Origin of the sequence: Xylophilus rhododendri (assembly GCF_009906855.1) — a bacterium.
In the GTDB taxonomy this organism is placed as follows: Bacteria; Pseudomonadota; Gammaproteobacteria; order Burkholderiales; family Burkholderiaceae_C; genus Xylophilus; species Xylophilus rhododendri.
The window spans coordinates 4,047,451-4,070,031 of record NZ_CP047650.1 but is presented as its reverse complement, the minus strand read 5'-3'; the positions used below and the strand labels follow the sequence as shown (position 1 = coordinate 4,070,031).

Sequence of the window (22,581 nt, the reverse complement as noted above, 5' to 3'; positions counted from 1 at the left end):
CCCGGGCTCCTAGGCCAGGAAACGTTCGGCCAGCCGGCTCCAGAAGGCCGCCCCACCGTCAGGTTGCCGTCGTGGAAGTCGTAGCGCGGGTTGTGCAGCCCCCGCCCGCCTTCCGAAGGCCCGTTGCCGATGCGCACCAGCGCGCCCGGGCAGGCCTGCAGCATGTAGGCGAAGTCCTCGCTGCCCATCATCTTGGGGAAGTCGCGCGCCACACGGTCGGCGCCGACCAGTTCGGTGGCCACGTCGCCGGCCAGGGCCACGGCATCTGCCGCGTTGTCCACCACCGGATAGCCCTCGATGTAGCGGATCTCGGCGCGGGCGCCATGGGCCTCGGCGGTGGACTCGACCAGCCTGGTGATCCGCTCCTTGAGCAGCGCCCGCACCGCCGGGCTGAAGGAACGCACGCTGATGCCGATCTCGGCCTCGGCCGGGATCACGTTCAGCGCATCGCCCGCACGCAGCCGGCCCACGGTGACCACCGCCGATTCGTTGGGATCGACATTGCGCGACACCACCGTCTGCAAGGCCATCACGATGGCGGCCGAGGCCACCAGCGGATCCACCGCCAGGTGCGGCCGCGCCGCATGCCCGCCCACGCCGAGGATCTTGATGAACACCCGGTCGCCCGCCGCCAGGAAGGGGCCCTGGCGCATCAGGAAATGCCCCTGCGGCGCACCCGGATGGTTGTGCATGGCGAACACCATGTCGCAGGGAAAGCGCTCGAACAGGCCGTCGGCCACCATGGCCTTGCCGCCGCTGTCGAAGCCGCGTTCCTCGGCCGGCTGGAAGATCAGGTTCAGGGTGCCCGAGAAACGCCGCGTCTGCGCCAGGTGGCGGGCAGCGCCCAGCAGCATGGTCGTGTGGCCGTCGTGGCCGCAGGCGTGCATCAGGCCGGGCGTGGCACTGGCGTACGGCAGGCCGGTGTCTTCCTGGATCGGCAGCGCATCCATGTCGGCGCGCAGGCCCAGGCGTTTGCCGCCCTCGCCCACTTTCAGCTGCGCCACCAGGCCGGTCTGGCCGATGCCGCGGGTGACCTGGTAGCCCCATTGCGTGAGTTTGTCCGCGACCAGGTCGGAGGTGGCGTGTTCGGCGAAGGCCAGCTCGGGATGGCGGTGGATGTGGTGGCGCAGCACGCTCAGTTCCTCGTGCAGCGGCTGCAGGTCGGCGACCTGGGTGAGGACGGGGGCGCTCATCAGTTGGAATCCATGACGATTCGGTTGTCGCGGGCGATGCGCTGGTAGAACTGGATGCGCTCGGCGATCTCCTTGCGGTAGGCCGCGGGCGTGACGTCCTCGGGCACGATCATGCCCTTGTCCAGCCAGGTGGCCCGGGTGGCGGGCTCGGCGAGGATCCTGCGAGTCTCGGTGTAGAGCTTCTGCACGATGGCATCCGGCGTCTTGGCCGGCGCGGCCAGGCCGTTCCAGGAGGTGAGGTTCAGGTCGGGCAGCTTCAGTTCGGCGAAGGTGGGCACATCGGGCAGCTGCTGCACGCGGGCCGGCGCGGCGACGGCCAGGGCGCGCAGCTTGCCGTTCAGGATGTTGCCGAGGTTGGACGAGAGGTTGTTCCAGGTCAGCTGCACCTGGCCGCCCAGCAGGTCCGACAGCGCCACGCCCGCGCCGCGGTAGGGGATGTGGGCCATGGGAATGCCGGCCTGGTTCTTCAGCAGCTCCATGCTCAGGTGCGAGACCGAGCCGGTGCCGGCGCTGGCGTAGTTGAGCGCCGTGGGATGGGCGCGGGCGTACTTCACCAGCTCGTCGAAGCTGCGGATCGGCAGGTCGGCGTTGATCAGCAGCACATTGGCCAGGCGGCCGATGATGGTGATGGGTGCGAAGTCCTTGACCGCGTCGTAGGGCAGCCTGGGGTTCATCGCGGGGTTGACCACATGGGTGCTCTGCGAGGTGACGATGAGGGTGTAGCCGTCCGGCGCCGCCTTGGCCACGTAGGTCGAGCCGATGGTGCCGCCAGCGCCGCCCCGGTTGTCGACCACCACCGGCTGGCCGAGCGCACGCGCCAGGCGGTCGGAGATCAGCCGGCCGGCCACGTCCACCGAGCCGCCGGGCGTGAAGGGCACCACCAGGTTGATCGGTCGGCTGGGGTACGGCGTGTCCGCGGCGAAGGCGGGCAGGCCCAGGCCGGCGAGGCCGGCGGCGGCGGTGGATTGCAGGAAGCGGCGGCGGTCGGATGCGGGTGAAGTCATGGCGTCGAAAGGATCGGGAATGCGGCTAGCGTAGGCCAGGACCGCCGCGGGTTTCAAACGACAAAATCATCGTCCGCGATGACATGATGTAATTCCCGCCATGAAGTTGCGCTCCCCCTCGCTGGTCGAACTGCATGCCTTCCTGGCGGTGTGCCGCCTGGGCAGCTTCCGCCAGGCCGCCGAGGTGTTGTGCGTGACGCAGGCGGCGGTGAGCCGCGCGGTGCAGCGGCTGGAGCAGCACCTGGGCGGCTGCCGGCTCTTCGAACGCTCGCCCCAGGGCGTGACGCTGACCGAGCAGGGCCGCCAGCTGCGCCAGCTGACCGAGCGGCATGTGATGGCGCTGGAGTCGGCCACCGCCCTTTTCCAGCAGCCGCGCTCCTCGGCCAAGCTGCGGCTGAGTGTGATCCCCACCCTGGGCACCAAATGGCTGTTGCCGCGCCTGCCGCGTTTCCAGGCGGCGCATCCGGGACTGCACATCGAGATGCGGCAGTTCCGCCACGACGAGGATTTCCAGCGCGACGACGTGGACATCTGGATCGACGTGAAGCGCCCGCGCCGCCGCTGGCCGAGCCGGCTGCAGGTGACCTACCTGCTGGGCCGCGACATCGTGCCGGTCTGCGCCCCCGAGGTGCTGCCGCGCCTGCAGGCGCCGCGCGACCTGGGCCGCGAGGTGCTGCTGCACCACACCAACTTCCCCGAGAACTGGGCGCGCTGGGCCAATGCCGCCGGCCTGGGCGGCGAGCCGCGCCTGGGGCCGGGCTACGACCTGAGCATGAACATGATCTTCGCGGCCAAGGAGGGCGTGGGCGTGGCGATCACCCAGCCCTGCCTGATCGAGCGCGAGCTGGCGCGCGGCGAGCTGGTGATCCCCTTCCCGATTCCGGTTTCCACCGGCCGGGGCTATTTCCTCTGCCTGGACCAGCAGCAGCCGGCCAGCGCCGGGCAGTTGGCCTTCTGCGCCTGGGTGCAGGAAGAGGCCCGGCTGGCGGTGGACCCCGTCGTGACGGCCGCGCCGCTTCAGTAGGTCTTGTAGGGCAGGAACTTGCCCGACAGCACCACCCGCACCCGGTCGCCCTTGGGGTCGTTCTGGCGCTGCATGTCCATGGAGAAATCGATGGCGCTCATGATGCCGTCGCCGAACTCCTCGTGGATCAGCTCCTTGATCGTCGTGCCGTACACGTTCACCAGTTCGTACCAGCGGTAGATCAGCGGATCGGTGGGCACGGCGGTGGGCAGCGAGCCCTTGTAGGGCACGACCTGCAGCCATTTCCGCTCGTCGGCATCCAGGCCGAAGATGTCGCCGACGATGGCCGCCTGTTCGGCCGTCAGCGTCATCTGGCCCAGGCAGGCGGCCGTCGTCCATTCCTTGGACAGGCCGACCTTCTCGGCCACGCTGGCCCAGCTGATGCCGTTCAGCACCTTGGCGGTCATGATTTTCTCGGTAACGTCGTTGCGGCTCATGGGAAAAACTCCTGTTGGAAATGCGTGAGGGGGTGGATCAGTGGGCGGCGCCCACCAGGAAATCGACGATGCGGTTGCGCATCGCGTAATAGCCGTCGAGCCGGTGCAGGCCCGCCCGGTTGCGTTCGCGCGGCAGAGGGTTGGCGACGATCTCGGCCACGCCGCCCGGCCGCCAGCCGGCCGCCGTGTCGCTGCCGTTGCGCATCAGCAGGATGCGGTCGGCCAGCAGGATGGCTTCGTCCACGTCGTGGGTGATCATGAAGACGGTCTGCCCGGTCTGGCGCACGATGGCCAGCAGCTCGTCCTGGATGGTGCCGCGGGTGAGTGCATCGAGCGCGCCGAAGGGCTCGTCGAGCAGCAGCATGCGGGGCTCGATCGCGAAGGCGCGGGCGATGCCCACACGTTGCTTCATGCCGCCGGAGAGCTGGGACGGCTTCTTGTCGATGGCCGCGCTCAGACCGACCAGGGCGACGTATTTCTCGACCTGCGCCTGCACCTGAGCCCGGCTCCAGTCCGGCCAGCGCGACTCCACCGCGAAGGCGATGTTGCGGCGCACCGTGAGCCAGGGCATCAGCGCATGGCTCTGGAACACCACGCCCCGCTCAAGCCCGGGCGCCACCACCTCGCGGCCGTCCATGAAGATATGGCCCGAACTCGCGTGGTCCAGGCCCGCCATTGCATTGAGGATGGTGGTCTTGCCGCAGCCCGAGTGGCCGATGATGCAGACGAACTCGCCGCGCTCGAGCGTGAAGTCCACCCCGTCGAACACCGGCCGGCCCGGCACGAAGGACTTGGCCAGCCCCTGGATCTTCAGCAGCAGTTCATTCGACATAGCTGACCTTCTTCTGGACGGCGGCGAAGGCCAGGTCCAGCGCCATGCCCACCACGCCGATCACCAGGATGGCGAAGATCACGTTGGTCAGCGACAGGTTGTTCCACTCGTTCCACAGGAAGTAGCCGATGCCGGTGCCGCCGACCAGCATCTCGGCCGCCACGATCACCAGCCAGGCGATGCCCATGCTGATGCGCATGCCGGTGAGGATGGTGGGCGCGGCCGCCGGCAGGATCACCCGCAGCGCCTTGCGCATCGGGCGCACCTCCAGCGTGGCCGCCACGTTCAGCCATTCGCGCTTGACCGAGGCCACGCCGAAGGCGGTGTTGAGCAGCATCGGCCAGACCGAGCAGATGAAGATCACGAAGATGCCGCTGGCCGAGGAATCCTTGATGGTGTAGAGCGCCAGCGGCATCCAGGCCAGGGGCGAGATGGGTTTCAACACCTGGATGAAGGGGTCCAGCGCCTTGCGGAACAGGGGCGACATGCCGATCAGGAAACCCAGCGGCAGCGCCACCACGCAGGCCAGCAGGAAGCCGCTGCCCACCCGCAGCAGCGACCAGCCGAGCTGGATGGCGATGCCCTTGTCGTTGGGGCCGTTGTCGTAGAAGGGATGGGCCAGTTGCCGGGCGATGGTGGCCGCCATCTGGGCTGGCGTTGGAAAGCCCGAGCCCTTCTGCGCCGCGCCCGCCGTCGGGTCCTTGCCGAGCATCTTCGCGTACTCGATCTGCTCCGGCGTCATGCCCGCTGCGGAGCTGTTCGGCGCGCTGGAGAGCGTGGCCAGGTGCCACACGCCGATCAGCAGCACCAGGACCAGCAGCGACAGCAATGCAGCCTTCAGGTTGAGGTTCTTCGCCGACACCGTCTCAGCCCGCCATCTTCGAGATGGTAAAACTGCGTGTGTATTCCTCCGCCTTGGCCGCATCGAACACCTTGCCCATGATGGTGAACTTGGGGTAGGCCCCCTCCGGCGGCTTCTGGCCGAGTTCGGCCATGCGTTTCTTGGCATCGGTCAGCAGGTAGACCTTCTCTGCGATCTGCTTGTAGTCGACCTCGCCCTTCACATAGCCCCAGCGTTTCATCTGGGTGAGCATCCACACGGCCATGGACTGCCAGGGGATGGGGTCGAAGTCGGCCCGGTCGGGCACGGTCCTGATGTTGCCCAGGCCGTCGGCGAAGCGGCCGGTGAGCACCTGGGTCAGCACCGTCTCGGGCTGGTTGAGGTACTGGGCGGGGGCGATCACCTTGGCGATGAGTTCGCGGTTCTTCGGCTCGCGCGCCATGGCCGAGGCGGTGAGCACCGAACGCACCAGGGCGGCGAAGGTGTTGGGGTTCTGCTGGATGAAGGCGGCGCTGGTGCCGAAGGCGCAGCAGGGATGGCCGTTCCAGATGTCCTTGGTGAGGATGTGCAGGAAACCCACCTCCTCGAACACCGCTCGCTGGTTGAAGGGGTCCGGGCCCAGGTAGCCGTCGATATTGCCGGCGCGCAGGTTGGCCACCATCTCGGCGGGCGGCACGACACGGATCTGGATGTCGGTGTCGGGGTTCAGGCCGTGCTCGGCCACGTAGTAGCGCAGCAGGAAGTTGTGCATGCTGAACTCGAAGGGCACGGCGAACCTGAAGCCCTTCCAATTCTTGGGGTCGCGCTTGTCCTTGTGTTTGTTGGCCAGGGTGATGGCCTGGCCGTTGGTGTTCTGGATGGTGGCCACTTCCATCGGCACCGCGTTCGAGCCCACGCCCATGGAGATGGCCAGCGGCATCGGCGAGAGGAAATGCGTGGCGTCGTATTCCTTGTTGAGCATCTTGTCGCGGATCAGCGCCCAGCCGGCCGTCTTCACCACGTCCACGTTCAGGCCCTGCTGTTTGTAGAAGCCCAGGGGGTGGGCCATGATCAGCGGCGTGGCGCAGGTGATCGGGATGAAGCCGATCTTCAGGTCCTTCTTCTCCAGCGGGGCCTTGTCCTGGGCCATGGCCTGCAGCGCGCCCAGGGGAAGCAGCGAGGCGATGGCGGCTCGGGCGGTGTTGGCGCCCACGGCCTGCAGGAAACGGCGGCGCACGCCGTCCTGCGGGAACAGGGCCTTGACCAGGGCCGCCTCGATCTTGTCGTTGGACAGGGCCTCGGCCGAGGCGTGTTCGCCGGGCGCGTGGTCGGCGCCGCAGGCGCAGCGCAGCAGCAGCGGGCGGTCGGCATCGTAGGCGGCGGGGAGGGTCGGCAGTCGGGACATGGTGCGGCTCCGGAAAAGGGATGCCTGCGCCATCGCAACCGCCGGACCAGCCGCGTGCCAAGCGCGCCCCGGCTCGGCCTTTCACGGGTGCCGCGGCCACGTGCTGTAGGGCTGCCCCTACAAAACCGCGTCGCGCCCGTGCCGTTCGGCGTAGAGCGCCAGCTCCACGTCGTTCTTGGTGCCGGTCTTCTCCAGGATGCGCGCCCGGTAGGTGCTGACGGTGTTGGACGCCAGGCCCAGCTGCGCACCAATCTCGCTCACGGTGCGCCCCGTGGTGAGCAGCCGGAACACCTGGTGCTCGCGGTGCGACAGCGCCTCGCCGGCCGCGCCCTTGCCCACCGCCAGCGCCAGGGCCTGCGCCGCCGCGGCCGTGACATAGATGCCGCCGGCCGCCGCCTGGCGCACCGCCTGCACCATGGCGTCGGGATCGGCGCTCTTGTTGAGGTAGCCGGCGGCGCCCAGGCGGATGCAGCGCACCGCGTACTGATTCTCGGGATAGGTGGAGATCACCAGCACCGGCAGCGCGGGCCAGTCGCGGCGCAGCTGCTGCAGCACGTCGAGGCCGTCGCGCTCGGGCAGGGCGATGTCGAGCAGCACCACGTCCAGGCCTTCGTTGCCCTTTCGGGCGGCCACTTCGTCGATGACCTGCGGGCCGGTCTGGGCCTCGGCCATGACGTGGATCTCGGGCTGGCCGTTGGAGGGGTCGCGCAGCATCTGCTTGATGCCCTCGCGCACGATGCGGTGGTCGTCGCCGATGAGGACGCGGATGGCGTGGGGCAGGACGGACATGGTTTTCTTTTCAGTTTCCGGTCAGCGGCAGGCGCAGGCCGACGGTGCAGCCCTGGCCGGGCGCGCTCCACACGTCCAGGGTGCCGCCGAAGTGGCGGGCCCGCTCGCGCATGCCGCGCACGCCGTAGGCCGTGGGTGCGCCGAAGGCCTGGGCGGCTGCGCCGATGCCGTCGTCGCGCACATCCACCTGCAGCAGCGAGCCCGAGGCCAGGATACGCACGGCCACCTGCCCGGCGCGGGCATGGCGGGCGACGTTGGAGAGCATCTCCTGGAAGATGCGGAAGACGGCGGTGGCGGCCGGTCCCGAGGGCTCGGCGGCGGCGGCCACCTGCATGTCCCAGTCCAGCGGAAGTTCGGCCTTCTGCGCGAAATCGTGGGCCTGCCATTCCAGCGCCGCCCACAGGCCCTGGTGGTCGAGGATGCTGGGCCGCAGGTCGGTGATGATGCGGCCCACGTCGTCCACCGCGCGCTCGATCAGGCCGCTCATGCCCTGGCATTTGCAGCGCATGGATTCGCGCATGGCCTGCGCCGCATCGGGTGTGCGGGCGGTCTGCTCGGACAGGCGTTTGTCCAGCCAGTTGACCTCCATCTTCAGCGCCACCAGCAGGCTGCCCAGCTCGTCGTGGATCTCGCGGGCGATGCGGGTGCGTTCCTCCTCGCGCACCGAGTCGGTCCAGGCCGAGAGGGCACGCAGCTGTTCCAGCGCGGCTGTCAGTTCGGCCGTGCGTTCGGCCACCCGCTGCTCCAGCACGGTGCGCGACTGGCGCAGGGCCTGGTCGGCGCGGCGGCGTTCGGTGATGTCCACGAAGGTGATGACCGCGCCGCGCACCTTGTGGCCGTCGAGGATGGGATGGCTGGAGTACTCCACCGGCAGCGGCGAGCCGTCGCGCCGCCAGAAGACTTCCGAGTCGATGCGGCAGGGCTGGCCGCGGCGGAAGGCCCGGAAGATCGGGCAGGCGCTGTCGGGGTAGGCCGAGCCGTCCTGGTAGCTGTGGTGGGTCAGCTCGTGCATGTTGCGGCCCAGCACCTCCTGCACCTCCCAGCCGAGCAGGGCAGCGCCGGCGCGGTTGATGAAGACGCAGTGGCCGTCCAGGCCGATGCCGAAGATGCCCTCGCCGGTGGACTCCAGCAGCAGGCCCAGGCGTTCGGTCCAGGCGGTGGATTCGGTTTCGGCGGCGGCGCTTTCGGACATGGACCGGACGCAAGCAATGCACGTGCCGCCCGGCCCTGCGTTCAGTAAGGCGGCGCCTTGCGTTTCTTCTGCTCGCGCGCGGCTTCCGTCCACCAGGCCAGGTCGTCGGCGAAGCGGCCGAAGGCCTTTTCCAGCGAGTCGCCGGCGCCGCCGCTGGGCTGGGCGTGCTCGTCCAGGGTCTGGCCGATGGGGCCGACGGCCAGGGCGCTGGAGATGGGCACCATGCCCATCTCCGACAGGATGGCATGCCAGGTGGTGCCCGCGCGCACGCCCGAGAAACGCCCGGCCGAATAGCTGGCGACGGCGGCGGGGCGCCAGAACCACTCCTCCAGGAAATGGTCGGTGAGGTTCTTCAGGCCGGGCTGCGGGCCCCAGTTGTACTCGCCGGTGACGAAGACGAAGGCATCGGCCGCCCGGATCTTTTCGGCCAGGGCTTCCATGGCTGCGGGCGCCTGGCCTTTGGGATATTCCTTGTACATGCGGTCGAGCATCGGCAGGCCGACCGCCTTCGCGTCGATCAGCTCGGGCGCGGCGCCGCGCTCGGCCAGCTTGCGCACCAGGTAATCCGCCAGGCGGATGCCCATGCGGTCGGATCGGTAGGAACCGTAGAAAACGAGGATCTTGTCGGCCATGCGTGGTGTGCTCCCAAATGAAGACGGCAGCGTAGCCCTGGCCACGCGCCTGGCTGTTACCGGGTGGGTCCGAAAAGCGCCGGCCGCGCCGCGTCCGAAGGAAAGACGCAGGAGACGTCGTGCGCGCAGCCCGGCACCACGGTGAGCGGCCGGCTGCGGCCGGGCGTCAGCACCTGGCGCTCGTATTCCACATAGGCCTGGCCGCGCTGCAGCCGGAACGGGCCTTGCGCGGCCGCGCCGCAGGACTTGTCGAGGATGCGGTAGAAGGCGCCGGGCGCATCGGCGCTGTCGAGCGCGCCTTCGAGGTAGTGGATGTCGGCGGCCGCGTACTGGCTGCGCGCCTCTGCCGCGCTGCGGCCCAGCGCTGCGGGCAGGTTTCCTGTGCCGTATTTCCACTGGTTGGCGGCCGGGCAGCTGTCGGTGCCGGGCAGCGGATCGAAGTACAGCCAGGTGCCGGGGTCGGCCACCACATAACGCAGCGCCAGCGGCCGCGCCGCCTGCACACGGGCGAAGCCGATGTAGTGCTGCACCATCTGCGCGCCGGCGGAGAAGCCGGCGATGGTCACGCCCCGCAGGCTGGGCCAGCGGCGGGCGAGTTCGGCCACCAGCGCGTCCAGGGCGGCGAAGGAACCGGGCCTGTCGCCGTTGTCCGCCTGGCCGCCTTCGAGCCAGGAGGCGCAGGTCCAGAGCAGGTCGCCGTCCTGCGGCGGCGGCGTGCCGGGCGCATGGCATTTGCCCGACTGGCCGGCCGGCACCTGAAACACCGGGGCGACGATCAGGGTGTCGTCCAGCGCGCTGTCCTTGCGGGCCGCCAGCAGGGTGGCGTCGAAGGTGCGGTTGGCATCGCGCGGATGGCCGTGCATGGCGACGATGGCCCTGGTCGGCCCGGCACCGGCCGGCAGGGAGGCGTAATAGTGCAGCGCGCCGCCGGCGAAGCTCATGGAGTGGTAGCACTCGTCCGCCGCCCGTTCGCGGCAGCCGGCGGACTGGGCCCAGGCGGCCTGTCCGGCGAGCGCGCAGGCCAGGGCCAGCAGGAGGCGGCGGCAGAAGGTCGGCATCATTCGAACCATCGCACGAACTCCCCGGCGGCGATGCGCGGCGGCTGAAAGCCGTTGACCGGATCGTCCGGATCGGCATAACCCATGGCCATGCCGCAGACGACCATGTCCTGCGGCTTGGCGCCGATCAGCGGCCGGATCACGCCGGCATAGCGGTTCCAGGCCGCCTGCGGGCAGGTGTGCAGGCCGCGGGCGCGGGCCGCCAGCATGACGGTCTGCAGGAACATGCCGTAGTCCAGCAGCGAGCCCTGGCCCATGATGCGGTCGACCGTGAAGATCAGCCCGACCGGCGCGTCGAAGAAGCGGAAGTTGCGGCCGTGCTGCTCCTGCATGCGTTCCTTGTCGCCCTTGCCGATGCCCAGCAGGCCGTAGAGGCCCCAGCCGGTCTGGCGGCGCCTTCCGATGTAGGGCTCGGTCCAGGTGGCGGGGTAGTAGTCGTATTCGGCCTGGTGGCGGGCGGCTTCGGCCGGATCGGCGGCGGCGGCGCGGTCGGCGATGCCCACCTGTTCGACCACCCGCGCCAGGGTCTCGCCGCGCAGCACCGCCACCTTCCAGGGCTGGGTGTTGCTGCCCGAGGCCGCCCAGCGGGCCAGGTCGAGGATCTCGGAGATCAACGAGGATTCGACCGGCCGCGGCAGGAAGGCGCGTACCGAGCGGCGGCTGCGGATGGCGTCGTCGACCTGCGGCGCGGCGCTGTCATGGAGCGGGGTGGCGGGGATGCTGGAAGTCACGTGGCGGACTCGCGGACGGCTGATGGAGCCCGCAGCATAGCCAGCTTCGCGATACCGGGCCCGGCTGCGGCCCGCGGCGCCCGCGGCGCGGCACGGCCGCTCCAATCGGCAGACGCCGAAGCCATGGGCCAGGTCTTGTCGGCCGGCGCCCGGGACGGCTCCATTGCCTGCACAACGAGGAACCCGGCCATGATCCCGACACTCAAGCTTCGATCGCCCGCCAAAACCGTCCCCGCCAGCCAAACACCTGAAAAGGGCAGCGGGATCGTGAAGGAAGACGTCAATCCATTCCACCGTCTGCCCGACAAGCTCGTGCACCAGGTGATCCGCAAGCTCGATTTCGCCGACGCCTTTTCCTTCGGCCACGTCGATCGCCGCACCCACCGCATCGCGCGGGAAACCTGGGCGCCACAGGTACAGCTCTGGCTGGAGGAGGCCCGCGCCGGTACGCAAGAGATGATCGGCCGGCTGGAAGGCGCCCGCACCGGCGGCACCGCGGCCCGGGTCGCGGCGCTGGTGGCGGCGATCGACTTCCTCTCGCATCTGCACCTGGGCTTTCGCGATCTGCTCGGGCCGCGGCAGGCCCTGCCGCAGCGCTGGCAGCTGTTGCGGCTGGTGCAGGGCGAGGTCGAGGACCTGGCCGGCGAGGACATTCTCAAGCCCGCCTTGGGCGAGAACATGCTCACCCCCGGCATGGCCGGCGCCGTGATCGCCGCCGTCCAGCGTTTCCTGGAAACCACGCCGGCGCCGCTGCGCGCCTGGGCCGATGCGGAACTCCTGAAAGGGCCGACCATGCCGGTCTCGCGCCGGCTGCAGGCGGCCTGCAGGAACATGGTGCGCAACCAGCTCAAGCAGCCCGGTGCGCGCATCGCCGCCATGGTGCGGCTGAGGGAGCCGGCCGGCGCCTTGCATGTGCAGCCCACGCAGGCGCTGGCCGCGGACAACCTGCAGTTCATCGCCGGGCTGTGGCTCTACATCCCGAGCCGCGAACACCTGGAATTCCTGGCCTTCCTGAAACCGCTGCTGGCACCCGCCCCGATGGCGCTGCGTGAACTGCTGGCGCAGGAGATCATGCTTGCCGGGCAGAAGAAGCTGGCGATGGAATTCGAGGCGCTCTCCGCAGAGGAGCAGAGACGCAGCTGGCCGGTGCTGTCGCAGCAGATCGAGGCGCAGACCTTCGATGCCATCGTCCAGGTGCTGGCCGGCTCGCCGGCCGGGCCGTAAGTCCGCCGCATAGTCCCACCGGCCCGCTCAGGCGGAAAGGGCCAAGTAAAATCGCGGGTTTACCGGCCCCCTCAGCCTCTGGATGAACACCACGACCCGCTGGACCTCCGCCGTCCTCCCCCACCCACGCACCGCACTGGCCCTCGGCCTGCTGCTGTACGCGGCCACGGCCGCGCAGGCCGACGCGGTGCGCAACTTCCCGCCCGCGGCGCTGCGCGGCCAGCTCGAAGTCGTCACGCCGCCCGCGGTGCAGCTCGACGGCAAGGCCGACCAGCTCTCCATGGGCGCCCGCATACGCGACACCCGCAACCTGCTCGTCACCTCCGCCACCCTGGCCGACGGCCAGGTGCATCTGGTGAACTACACCCGCGATCCGCAAGGCCAGCTCAACGAAGTCTGGCTGCTGACCGATGAAGAAGCCGCGCTGCCGCGCGCCAGCGCCTCGCCCTCGTGGTACCAGCGCTGGTTCGGCCTTTGAGCCGACGGATATCCCTCCCCCGACACAACCACGGGCGTCCACCAGCGGCGCCGGGACGCACCCCATGGCCTCCAAAAAAGTATTCATCAAGACCTTCGGCTGCCAGATGAACGAGTACGACTCGGACAAGATGGCCGACGTGCTGGGCGCCGCCCAGGGCTACGAACCCACGCAGGACATCGACGCCGCCGACCTGATCCTGTTCAACACCTGCTCGGTGCGCGAGAAGGCGCAGGAGAAGGTCTTCTCCGACCTCGGCCGGGTCAAGCACCTGAAGGCGCGCGGCGTGAAGATCGGCGTGGGCGGCTGCGTGGCCAGCCAGGAGGGCGCGGCCATCATCGCGCGGGCGCCCTATGTGGACGTGGTCTTCGGCCCGCAGACCCTGCACCGCCTGCCCGAGATGCTGGCCGCGCGCGACCGGCTGGACAAGCCGCAGGTCGACATCAGCTTTCCCGAGATCGAGAAGTTCGACCACCTGCCGCCCGCCCGGGTGGAAGGCGCGACCGCCTTCGTCTCCATCATGGAAGGCTGCTCCAAGTACTGCAGCTACTGCGTGGTGCCCTACACCCGCGGCGACGAGGTGAGCCGCCCGCTCGACGACGTGCTGGTGGAAGTGGCCACCCTGGCCGACCAGGGCGTGCGGGAAGTCACCCTGCTCGGCCAGAACGTGAACGCCTACCGCGGCGCCATGGGCGACACGGCCGAGATCGCCGACTTCGCCCTGCTGCTGGAATACGTGGCCGAGATCCCGGGCATCGCCCGCATCCGCTACACCACCAGCCATCCCAACGAGTTCACCCAGCGCCTGATCGAGGCCTACGACAAGGTGCCGCAGCTGGTGAGCCATCTGCACCTGCCGGTGCAGCACGGCAGCGACCGCATCCTGATGGCGATGAAGCGCGGCTACACCGCCATGGAATACAAGAGCACGGTACGCAAGCTGCGCGCCCTGCGGCCGGAGCTTTCGCTGAGCAGCGACTTCATCGTGGGCTTCCCCGGCGAGACGGAAGAAGACTTCCAGAAGATGATGAAGCTGATCCGCGACCTGCGCTTCGACAACTCCTTCTCCTTCATCTTCAGCCCGCGCCCCGGTACGCCGGCCGCCAACCTGGCCGACGACACGCCGCAGTCCGAGAAGCTGCGCCGGCTGCAGGAGCTGCAGGCGGTGATCGACGAGCACACCCGCGAGATCGGCAGCAGCCGCGTCGGCACGGTGCAGCGCATCCTGGTCGAGGGGCCGTCGAAGAAGTCGAGCGCCGAGGCGCCCGAGCTGATGGGCCGCACCGAATGCAACCGGGTCGTCAACTTCCAGGGGCCGGCACGGCTGGTCGGGCAGATGGTGGATGTGAAGGTCACCGAGATCCTGGGCTATTCGCTGCGCGGCTCGGTGGTGACGGCCGAGCCGGTCGCCGCATGACGGCGGCGCTGCCGAACCCGCCCCAGCCCGCCTCGGCCCACATGGCAGGGGCCGTGGAGCCGCGCAGGCTGCTGCTGCGCGGCTCCTTCCAGCAGATGCTGCTGCTGGCCTTCTTGCTGATCGCCGCGCTGCTGGGCGGCATCTCGCTGCGCGCCGTCTTCACCTTCGACGGGCTGATGGGCCAGAGCCGCGGCTTCGCCGCGCGGGCGCTGCAGCTCAATGCCGCGGTGCAGGGCCTGGGCGACCGCAGCGCCACCATGGAACGCGCCGGGCGGCAGTCGCTCATCCTCAACGACGGCATGCTGCGCAAGCGCTTCGACGAGGCCGCGCGCGAGGCCCAGGGCCTGCTCGAAGAACTGGTGCCCGGCGATGTGCCCCCGAGGTGGCCCAGCGCTGGCGCGACGAGCTGGCCGACATCACCGCCCTGTTCGCCGGCGCGCCCGAAACCGCGCTCGACCGCGAACGCGCCATGGCCGCCGAGTTCCGCGAACTCGAACGCATGACCGCCGCCGTCGCCCAGGAGGTGCAGCGCGCCATCGAGGAACGCAACCGCGCCATGGCCGCCGAACTCGACGACAGCCGGGCCCGCCTGACACGCCTGGTGATCGGCACCATCGGCCTGGCCGTGCTGCTGGCCATCGCCATGGGCGTGTGGCTGGGCCGGCCCTTCAAGCGGGTGGAGCGGGCCATCGTCGGCCTGGGCGAGAACCGGCTGGATGTGCCGATCGACATCCGCGGCCCGGCCGACGTGCGGCGCGTGGGCCAGCAGCTCGAATGGCTGCGCCTGCGGCTGACCGAGCTGGATGCCGACAAGGCGCGTTTTTTGCGCCACATCTCGCACGAGCTGAAGACGCCGCTGGCGGCCATGCGCGAGGGCGTGTCGCTGCTGGAAGACGGCGTGACCGGCGAACTCAACGAGAACCAGCGCGAGGTGGCGCGCATCCTGCAGCAGAACACCGCCGTGCTGCAGAGCCAGATCGAGGCGCTGCTGCGCTTCAACGCCGCCGCCTTCGAGGCGCGCCAGCTCAATCGCCAGAAGGTCGACCTGCTGCAGCTGCTGGAAGAGCAGATCGATGCGCAGCGCCTGCAGTGGCAGGCGCGCGGCCTGTCGGTGAAGCTCGACGGCAGCTCGATCCCGGCCCAGGTGGACAGCGCCAAGATCGGCACGACGGTGGCCAACCTGCTGTCCAACGCGATCCGCTTCTCGCCGCGCAACGGCCATATCGGCCTGCGGCTGGAGCGGGTGGACGGCCGCATCCGCATCGAGATCCAGGACGAGGGCCCGGGCGTGGCCGAAGCCGACCGCGCCCGCATCTTCGAGCCCTTCTACCGCGGCCAGGTCCAGCCCAGCGACGCGGCGCGCGGCAGCGGCGTGGGCCTGTCCATCGTCCATGAATACATTGCCGCCCATGGCGGGCAGATCACGCTGCTCGCCGACAGCCGCGGCGCCCATTTCCGTATCGAATTGCCCCATGCCTTGTAGACGCAACCATCTTCTTCGCCTCGCCCGCGCAACGCCGCTGGCGGCACCGACCGCTTTTTCGCTGGCCCTGCTGTTGGCCGGCTGCGCCACGCCGCCTCCGCCGGCCCCTCCCCCACCGCCGGCGCCGGTGATCTGCGAGCGCCCGCCCGCCGACGAGAACGCCACGGCGCCGGCTGGCAACACGCCGCCCGCGAACGAATCGCGCGGCGGCAACCGCGCGCAGGCCGAGGGCAATGTCGCCCTGCTGGCCTATGCCGACCGGGTGCGCACCCTCAGCACCGGCGACCTCGCCGCCGAGATCGGCCACCTCAACGAAACCTCCGACGCCCTGCGCGGCCCCTTCGGCGACCTGCAGCTGGCCGTGGCCCTGGGCCAGACCCGCCAGCCGCAGGACCTGCAGCGCGCCCAGCTGCTGCTGCAGCGTGTCGTCGGCGGCACCAGCGAGGACGCGCGCCGGCTGCAGCCCCTGGCCCGCCTGATCGGCGCGCGTTACGCCGAACAGCGCCGGGTGGAAGACCTGCTCGACAAGCAGAACCAGGCGATGCGCGACAACCAGCGCAAGCTCGACCAGCTCAACGAACGGCTGGAGGCGGTGCGCGCCATCGAGCGCAGCCTGACGCGGTCCGGCGCCAATGCCGGCGCCACCGCCGCACCGGGAGCCCGCCCGTGAGCGCCGCCCCGCCCGTCGGCCCGGGCCGGGGCGCCCCCATCCTGGTGGTGGACGACGATGCCGACATGCTGCGCCTGCTGTCGATGCGCCTGACCTCCGCCGGCTACCGCGTCACCGCCGTGGCCTCGGCCGAGTCGGCCCTGAACCAGCTCGAACTCTCGCTGCCCCAGCTGGTGCTGTCGGACGTGCAGCTGCCCGGCAAGGACGGCCTGGCGCTGTTCGACATCGTGCGGGCGCGCCATCCGGCCCTGCCCGTGATCCTGCTGACGGCGCACGGCACGATTCCCGATGCGGTGGAGGCCACCTCGCGCGGCGTCTTCAGCTATCTCACTAAGCCATTCGACGGCAAGGCCCTGCTCGACAAGATCTCGCAGGCGCTGGCGCTGACCGCGCCGCAGGTGGACGAGGAGCATGCCGACGAGTCCTGGCGCTCGGAGATCGTCAGCCGCTCGCCGCGCATGGCCGAGGTGCTGGCCGAGGCGCGCATGATCGCCCAGTCGGATGCGTCCGTGCTGCTGCGGGGCGACAGCGGCGCCGGCAAGGAACTGCTGGCGCGCGCCATCCACCGTGCCAGCCCGCGGGCCCGCAAACCCTTCGTGGCGGTGAACTGCGGCGCGATTCCGGAGAACCTGCTGGAGTCCGAACTCTTCGGCCACATGAAGGGCGCCTTCACCGACGCCCATGCCAACCACAAGGGCCTGTTCCAGCAGGCCGACGGCGGCACCCTGCTGCTCGACGAGATCGGCGACATGCCGCCGGCCCTGCAGGTCAAGCTGCTGCGGGTGCTGCAGGAGCGCGCGGTGCGGCCGCTGGGGTCCAGCGCCTCGATTCCGGTGGACGTGCGCATCATCTCGGCCACCCACAGGGACCTGGATGTCGCCATGCGCAACAACCAGTTCCGGGAAGACCTGTACTACCGGCTGAACGTGGTCACGCTGACCCTGCCCACCCTGGGCGACCGGCGCGAGGACATCCCGCTGCTGGCCAACTACTTCCTGCACAAGCTGGGGCAGAAGTACGGCAAGCGCCTGTCGGGGTTCGCGCCGGAGGCGCTCAAGGCCCTCACCAGCGCCCAGTGGCCGGGCAATGTGCGGCAGCTCTACAACGTGGTGGAACAGGTCTGCGCGCTCTCGACCACCCCCCTGGTGCCGCTGGCCCTGGTGCAGCGGGCGCTGCGCACGCCCTCGGTCGAGGTGCTGAGTTATGCGGATGCCAAGACCAAGTTCGAGCGCGACTACCTGGTCGGTCTGCTGAAACTGACAGACGGCAATGTCGCCGACGCCGCACGCCTGGCGGACCGCAATCGCACCGAGTTCTATCGCTTGCTGCAGAAGCATGCGCTGACTGCCGGACACTTCAAGGCGGACTCTGTCGCTGAAGGCGCAAGTGGCGTCGCTGAGTGACGACAAGGCTAAGTTGTTGATTTTGTTGGAATAGGGTTGACCCTGATCCGAGCTTGTCGTGATTCGGCGACAAAAACAGGGGTTTTCGCGAAGGTGCGGATGGTTTTTTGAAGAAACGACATCCGATTTTCATCCCATATCATTGATATAAAACAGATTTTCATATCTGGCACGGTCCGTGCAACTTGGTTGGCATGCGAATCCAAAATGCCACCCCCTTCCGCCGGCCCCGCGCCGCCCGCAGCTTGCTGCGTGAGGAGCGTCACCCCAACGCGGTCACCGCGCCGCCGGTGAACCGCGGTTCCATGGCACCCCTGCCCTGGCGCGGTTTCTGGAACAGCGTCGGCGCTGTGCTGCTGTCGGCCGTAACCCGCCGCCGCAGCACCCCCACCCCCCTCGAACTCGAACGCAAGTCGCCCGAAGCCTGGCAGCGTGCCGCCAATGCGCGCCGCCTGACCTTCCTGCTGCTGACGATCGTCACCACCGCCATCGCCACCACGCTGTTCGCCGGCGTGCAGCCCGACTACGACAGCGCCTGGCTGCAGTACGGCCAGATCGCCCTGTTCGCCGTGCTGTCGGCCTGGGTCGTCACCGGCTTCACCACCGCGCTGATGGGCTTCTGGGTCTCGCTGCGCGGCGACGCGCACACCCTGTCTTCCAAGGAAGTCCAGGGCCATGCGATGAACCCCGATGCGCGCACCGCGATCATCATGCCGATCTGCAACGAGGACGTCTCCACCGTCTTCGCCGGCCTGCGCGCTACCTGCGAATCGGTCGCCGCCACCGGCAATTCGAAGGTGTTCGACGTGTTTGTGCTGTCGGACAGCTACAAGCCCGAGATCATCTCGGCCGAACGCGCCGCCTGGGAAGACCTGCGCGCCGCCCTGGCCGCCAATCCCGAGCAGCCGCAGATCGAGGTGTACTACCGCCTGCGCACCCGCCGCACGCACCGCAAGGCCGGCAACGTCGCCGACTTCTGCCGCCGCTGGGGCAAGGACTACAAGTACATGGTGGTGCTGGACGCCGACAGCGTGATGAGCGGCGACTGCCTCTCCACCCTGGTCAAGCTGATGGAAGCCCATCCCAAGGCCGGCATCATCCAGACCGCCACGCAATCGATCGGCCACGCCACCCTGCATGCCCGTTCGCAGCAGTTCGCCTCGCGCATGACCGGCCGCCTCTTCACCCTGGGCATGCAGTTCTGGCAGCTGGGCGAGTCGCACTACTGGGGCCACAACGCCATCCTGCGCGTCGAACCCTTCATGAAGCACTGCGCCCTGGCGCCGATCGAAGGCACCGGCGGCATGTCGGGCGGCATCATGTCGCACGACTTCGTGGAAGCCGCGCTGATGCGCCGTGCCGGCTACCAGGTCTGGCTGGTCTCCGACCTGGCCGGCAGCTACGAGCAGCAACCGCCGGACCTGCTGTCCGAACTGCAGCGCGACCGCCGCTGGTGCCAGGGCAATATGCAGAACTTCCGCCTCGTCGCCGAGCCGGGCCTGCACCGTGTGCACCGCGCCATGTTCCTGACCGGCGCCCTGTCCTATGTGTCGGCCCCCCTGTGGCTGGCCTTCATGACCCTGGGCACCGCCCTGTGGCTGTCGGGCAGCCGCCTGGTGCAGGACTTCAACGTGCTGCCGGGCGAGCTGATGGGCCTGTGGGCCTTCACCGTGTCGGTGCTGTTCCTGCCGCGCGTGCTGGGCATCGCCGCCGTGCTGATCAAGGGTGAACAACGCATGTTCGGCGGCACCTGGGGCCTGCTGAAGAGCTCGGCGCTGGAAAGCGTGCTGGCCATCCTGCAATCGCCCGTCCGCATGCTGGCCCACTCGCTGTTCGTGATCACCGCGCTGACCGGCATCAAGCTGGACTGGAAGTCGCCCCCCCGCGAAGCCAACGGCCTGGGCTGGAAGGATTCCGCCGCCAGCCTGGCTCCGATGAGCGCCGTGGTGGCCGTGCTGGCCGCCGGCATCGCCGCCATCGACGCCAGCGCCCTGGTCTGGCTGCTGCCGGTGGGCCTGCCGCTGCTGCTGGCCATTCCGGTCAGCGTCTATACCAGCCATGTGGAACTGGGCAGCGCGATGCGCAGCCGCGGTTTCCTGCTGATCCCGGAAGAGCGCTGGTCGCCTTCGGTGCTGCGCCGCGCACGGCTGCACGCCAACCGCCTCTCCCGCCCGCGCCTGTCGGCCACGGCCGCGGCTGCTGCCTGATCTTTCAGGCGCCCATGAAAAAACCGGCTCGCGAGCCGGTTTTTTTACGTCTGGAGAAAGCGGTCAGAAGGGGCGCTTGCCGCCGCCCAGGCCGGGCATGCCGCCCATGCCCTTCATGCCGCCCATGCGTTTCATCATCTTCATCAGGCCGCCGCCCTTCATCTTCTTCATCATGGTCTGCATCTGGCCGAATTCATTGAGCAGGCGGTTGACGTCCTGCACCTGAACCCCGGCACCGGCGGCGATGCGGCGTTTGCGTGTGGCCTTGATCAGATCGGGCTTGCGGCGCTCCAGCGGCGTCATCGCGCAGATGATGCCTTCCTTGCGGCGCACCTCGCGCTCGGCCTTGTCCATGTCGACCTGGCCGGCCTTGGCGGTGAGTTCGGTGGGCATCTTCTCCATCAGGCTGCCCAGGCCGCCCATCTGCTTCATCTGGCGCAGCTGGCCGAGAAAGTCTTCCAGGTCGAAGCCGTCGCCGCTCTTGACCTTGGCGGCCAGTTTCTGCGCGGCCTCGATGTCGACACCGGCGGTGACCTGCTCGACCAGGGCCACGATGTCGCCCATGCCCAGCACCCGGCCGGCATGGCGTTCGGCGTCGAACACCTCCAGGCCGTCGATCTTCTCGGAGACACCGGCGAACTTGATCGGCGCGCCGGTGATCTGTCGCACCGACAGCGCGGCGCCGCCGCGCGAGTCGCCATCGAGCTTGGTCAGCACGATGCCGGTGAGCGGCAGCGCTTCCTTGAAGGCACGCGCGGTGTTGATCGCATCCTGGCCCTGCATCGCATCGACCACGAACAGGGTCTCGACCGGGTTCAGCTCGGCATGCAGTTCCTTGATCTCGCGCATCAGCGCTTCGTCGATCGCCAGGCGGCCGGCGGTGTCGACCAGCAGCACGTCGAAATAGTGGCGGCGGGCGTAGTCGATGGCGGCGCGGGCGATGTCCAGCGGCTTCTGGTCGGCGGTGCTGGGGAACCATTCGGCGCCGGCCTGGGCGGTCACCGTCTTGAGCTGCTCGATGGCGGCGGGACGGTAGACGTCGCCGGACACCGTCAGCACCTTCTTCTTGCGCTTCTCGATCAGATGCTTGGCCAGCTTGGCGGTGGTGGTGGTCTTGCCCGCGCCCTGCAGGCCGGCCATCAGGATCACCGCCGGCGGCTGGGCGGCCAGGTTGAGGTCGGACACGCCCTCACCCATGGTGGCGGCCAGTTCGCGGTTGACGATGCCGACCAGGGCCTGGCCGGGCTTGAGCGAGCCGAGCACGTCGGCGCCCAGCGCCTTTTCCTTGACCCGGGCGATGAAGTCGCGCACCACGGGCAGGGCGACGTCGGCTTCGAGCAGGGCCATGCGCACCTCGCGCAGCATGTCCTGGACGTTGGATTCGGTGATGCGCGCCTGGCCGCGCATTTCCTTGACGAGGCGGGAGAGCTTTTCGGTGAGTGCGGAAGCCATGGGGAGAAAGGGGGATGTACGCGGCTGACGAACCGGTGCGCTGGAGGGGTGGTCCCACGAAGTGCGGGCGACAAAGGCCACTACACTCGGACGCATGATTCTAGCGAGTGCGTCCGGGGCGGGAAATGCGGTACTGGGGCTGGGCCTGGCGACCGCCGGAGCCTACGCCGTGCCGGCCGTTTTCGCCCGCCGGATCACCGATGGCGCGGGGCGCACCTCACTGATCGTCGCCTGGCTGCTGCACGCCGTGGTGCTGGGCTGGACGCTGCTGGGCGAGCCGGCGCGTTTCGGCTTCGGGCCGGCGCTGTCGGTCACCGCCTGGCTGGTGCTGACGGTCTATGCGGTGGAGAGCCGCATGTTCCCGCTGCTGCGCGCACGCTGGGCGCTTTCCGGCCTGGGCGCGCTGGCCGTATTGCTGGCGCTGGTCTTTCCCGGCAGCCCGTTGCATGTGGAAGGCAGCGCAACGCTCTTCGCACTGCACCTGGCCCTGGGCATCGCTTCCTACGGCCTCTTCGCCGCCGCCCTGGTGCATGCCTGGCTGATGACCCGGGCCGAGCGCCAGATGCGCCAGGCCGCCGAACCGCAGAGCGGCATGCCGCTGCTGACGCTGGAGCGCCTGACCTTGCGTTTCGTCACCGCCGGCTTCGTGCTGCTGACCGCCACGCTGCTGGCCGGCATCTTCTTCGGCGAACTCATCTACGGCCGCGCCTGGCGCTGGGACCACAAGACCATCTTCTCGCTGCTGTCCTGGGTCACCTTCCTGGTGCTGATCCTCGGCCGGGCGCGTTTCGGCTGGCGCGGCCGCACCGCGCTGCGCTGGCTGTACGCCGGCTCGGCGCTGCTGCTGCTGGCCTACGTGGGCTCGCGCTTCGTGCTCGAAGTCGTGCTGGGGCGGACACCGTCATGAAGCTGCTGATGGTGCTGGCCGCCGTGGCCCTGCTGGTCTGGCTGCTGCGCGGCGACCGGCGCAAGGCGGTGCAGAAGCAGACCGCGAGCCGCCAGCCGCGCGGCCCCGAGGCGATGGTGCAATGCGCCGCCTGCGGCCTGCACCTGCCCGCCACCGACGCATTGCCCGGGCCGGGCGAGAAGATGTACTGTTGCGCCGAGCATCGCCGCGCATCCGACTAGCC

General features: G+C 69.2%; 20 protein-coding genes and 2 pseudogenes. 10 read left to right on the top strand and 12 right to left on the bottom strand.

All coding sequences use genetic code 11. From position 1 onward, the window contains the following. Positions 1 to 9 precede the first annotated feature (9 nt). Positions 10 to 1,193: pseudogene (locus GT347_RS18765) on the bottom strand (M20 aminoacylase family protein). Continuing rightward, positions 1,193 to 2,197 (bottom strand): Bug family tripartite tricarboxylate transporter substrate binding protein, encoded by a 1,005-nt coding sequence (locus tag GT347_RS18760; protein ID WP_160553653.1) that lies wholly within the window; start codon positions 2,195 to 2,197, stop codon positions 1,193 to 1,195. Before GT347_RS18760 ends, GT347_RS18765 begins: the two are co-directional and overlap by 1 nt. Before the next feature lie 100 nt (positions 2,198 to 2,297). Here GT347_RS18760 and GT347_RS18755 point away from each other — a divergent pair, with 100 nt between their 5' ends. After that, a complete protein-coding gene (locus GT347_RS18755) occupies positions 2,298 to 3,221 on the top strand; it encodes a LysR substrate-binding domain-containing protein (protein ID WP_160553652.1) in 924 nt (307 codons plus the stop codon). Here the strand turns inward: GT347_RS18755 and cynS are convergent. The 9 genes from cynS to GT347_RS27600 all read right to left on the bottom strand — a co-directional run bounded on the left by cynS (position 3,215) and on the right by GT347_RS27600 (position 11,117). Further along, on the bottom strand, positions 3,215 to 3,658 hold the full coding sequence (gene cynS / locus GT347_RS18750; RefSeq protein WP_160553651.1) for a cyanase: 444 nt from the start codon (positions 3,656 to 3,658) through the stop codon (positions 3,215 to 3,217). The two genes, GT347_RS18755 and cynS, sit on opposite strands and share 7 nt — an antisense overlap. Positions 3,659 to 3,695: 37 nt before the next feature. After that, positions 3,696 to 4,490, bottom strand: a complete 795-nt coding sequence (locus GT347_RS18745; RefSeq protein ID WP_160553650.1) for an ABC transporter ATP-binding protein — start codon at positions 4,488 to 4,490, stop codon at positions 3,696 to 3,698. Beyond that, positions 4,480 to 5,352 carry a nitrate ABC transporter permease gene (gene ntrB, locus GT347_RS18740; protein ID WP_229722376.1) on the bottom strand — a complete coding sequence of 291 codons (873 nt, stop codon included), beginning with the start codon at positions 5,350 to 5,352 and terminating at the stop codon, positions 4,480 to 4,482. The genes GT347_RS18745 and ntrB overlap by 11 nt, the downstream gene beginning before the upstream one ends. A gap of 4 nt (positions 5,353 to 5,356) precedes the next feature. Beyond that, complete coding sequence (locus GT347_RS18735) at positions 5,357 to 6,715, bottom strand: CmpA/NrtA family ABC transporter substrate-binding protein (protein WP_160553648.1); 1,359 nt, start codon at positions 6,713 to 6,715, stop codon at positions 5,357 to 5,359. Between the two features lie 117 nt (positions 6,716 to 6,832). Next, complete coding sequence (locus GT347_RS18730) at positions 6,833 to 7,504, bottom strand: response regulator (protein ID WP_160553647.1); 672 nt, start codon at positions 7,502 to 7,504, stop codon at positions 6,833 to 6,835. Positions 7,505 to 7,514: 10 nt separating this feature from the next. Then, positions 7,515 to 8,696 (bottom strand): sensor histidine kinase, encoded by a 1,182-nt coding sequence (locus GT347_RS18725; protein WP_160553646.1) that lies wholly within the window; start codon positions 8,694 to 8,696, stop codon positions 7,515 to 7,517. 41 nt (positions 8,697 to 8,737) lie between these two features. Continuing rightward, on the bottom strand, positions 8,738 to 9,328 hold the full coding sequence (locus GT347_RS18720) for an NADPH-dependent FMN reductase (RefSeq protein WP_160553645.1): 591 nt from the start codon (positions 9,326 to 9,328) through the stop codon (positions 8,738 to 8,740). Positions 9,329 to 9,384: 56 nt separating this feature from the next. Beyond that, positions 9,385 to 10,389, bottom strand: coding sequence for a hypothetical protein (locus GT347_RS18715; protein ID WP_326830362.1), 1,005 nt, complete (start codon positions 10,387 to 10,389; stop codon positions 9,385 to 9,387). Beyond that, a complete protein-coding gene (locus GT347_RS27600; protein ID WP_229722375.1) occupies positions 10,386 to 11,117 on the bottom strand; it encodes a nitroreductase in 732 nt (243 codons plus the stop codon). The genes GT347_RS18715 and GT347_RS27600 overlap by 4 nt, the downstream gene beginning before the upstream one ends. 267 nt (positions 11,118 to 11,384) lie before the next feature. Here GT347_RS27600 and GT347_RS18705 point away from each other — a divergent pair, with 267 nt between their 5' ends. From GT347_RS18705 to mdoH, 7 genes and pseudogenes are all read left to right on the top strand, one after another. Further along, positions 11,385 to 12,341 (top strand): F-box protein, encoded by a 957-nt coding sequence (locus tag GT347_RS18705; RefSeq protein ID WP_229722374.1) that lies wholly within the window; start codon positions 11,385 to 11,387, stop codon positions 12,339 to 12,341. An 82-nt stretch (positions 12,342 to 12,423) separates the two neighbouring features. Beyond that, positions 12,424 to 12,819 carry a hypothetical protein gene (locus GT347_RS18700; protein ID WP_229722373.1) on the top strand — a complete coding sequence of 132 codons (396 nt, stop codon included), beginning with the start codon at positions 12,424 to 12,426 and terminating at the stop codon, positions 12,817 to 12,819. A gap of 64 nt (positions 12,820 to 12,883) precedes the next feature. After that, positions 12,884 to 14,236: a tRNA (N6-isopentenyl adenosine(37)-C2)-methylthiotransferase MiaB gene (miaB, locus tag GT347_RS18695; RefSeq protein WP_160553641.1), complete on the top strand. Its 1,353-nt coding sequence runs from the start codon at positions 12,884 to 12,886 to the stop codon at positions 14,234 to 14,236. Between the two features lie 41 nt (positions 14,237 to 14,277). Next, positions 14,278 to 15,719, top strand: a pseudogene (locus GT347_RS18690) (sensor histidine kinase). Next, on the top strand, positions 15,709 to 16,389 hold the full coding sequence (locus tag GT347_RS18685) for a hypothetical protein (protein WP_160553640.1): 681 nt from the start codon (positions 15,709 to 15,711) through the stop codon (positions 16,387 to 16,389). Before GT347_RS18690 ends, GT347_RS18685 begins: the two are co-directional and overlap by 11 nt. 65 nt (positions 16,390 to 16,454) lie before the next feature. Beyond that, the gene (locus tag GT347_RS18680; protein WP_229722927.1) at positions 16,455 to 17,792 is read left to right on the top strand and encodes a sigma 54-interacting transcriptional regulator; all 1,338 of its coding nucleotides are present in this window, start codon (positions 16,455 to 16,457) and stop codon (positions 17,790 to 17,792) included. Positions 17,793 to 17,986: 194 nt separating this feature from the next. After that, positions 17,987 to 19,999 carry a glucans biosynthesis glucosyltransferase MdoH gene (gene mdoH / locus GT347_RS18675; RefSeq protein ID WP_160553638.1) on the top strand — a complete coding sequence of 671 codons (2,013 nt, stop codon included), beginning with the start codon at positions 17,987 to 17,989 and terminating at the stop codon, positions 19,997 to 19,999. A 63-nt stretch (positions 20,000 to 20,062) separates the two neighbouring features. Here mdoH and ffh read toward each other — a convergent pair whose 3' ends face one another. Further along, complete coding sequence (ffh, locus tag GT347_RS18670) at positions 20,063 to 21,451, bottom strand: signal recognition particle protein (protein ID WP_160553637.1); 1,389 nt, start codon at positions 21,449 to 21,451, stop codon at positions 20,063 to 20,065. A 94-nt stretch (positions 21,452 to 21,545) separates the two neighbouring features. Here ffh and GT347_RS18665 point away from each other — a divergent pair, with 94 nt between their 5' ends. Together GT347_RS18665 and GT347_RS18660 are read left to right on the top strand one after the other, a co-directional pair. After that, entirely contained in the window at positions 21,546 to 22,358 is an 813-nt protein-coding gene (locus GT347_RS18665; protein ID WP_160553636.1) for a cytochrome C assembly family protein, read from the top strand. Next, on the top strand, positions 22,355 to 22,579 hold the full coding sequence (locus GT347_RS18660) for a PP0621 family protein (RefSeq protein WP_160553635.1): 225 nt from the start codon (positions 22,355 to 22,357) through the stop codon (positions 22,577 to 22,579). Before GT347_RS18665 ends, GT347_RS18660 begins: the two co-directional genes overlap by 4 nt. Positions 22,580 to 22,581: the final 2 nt, after the last annotated feature.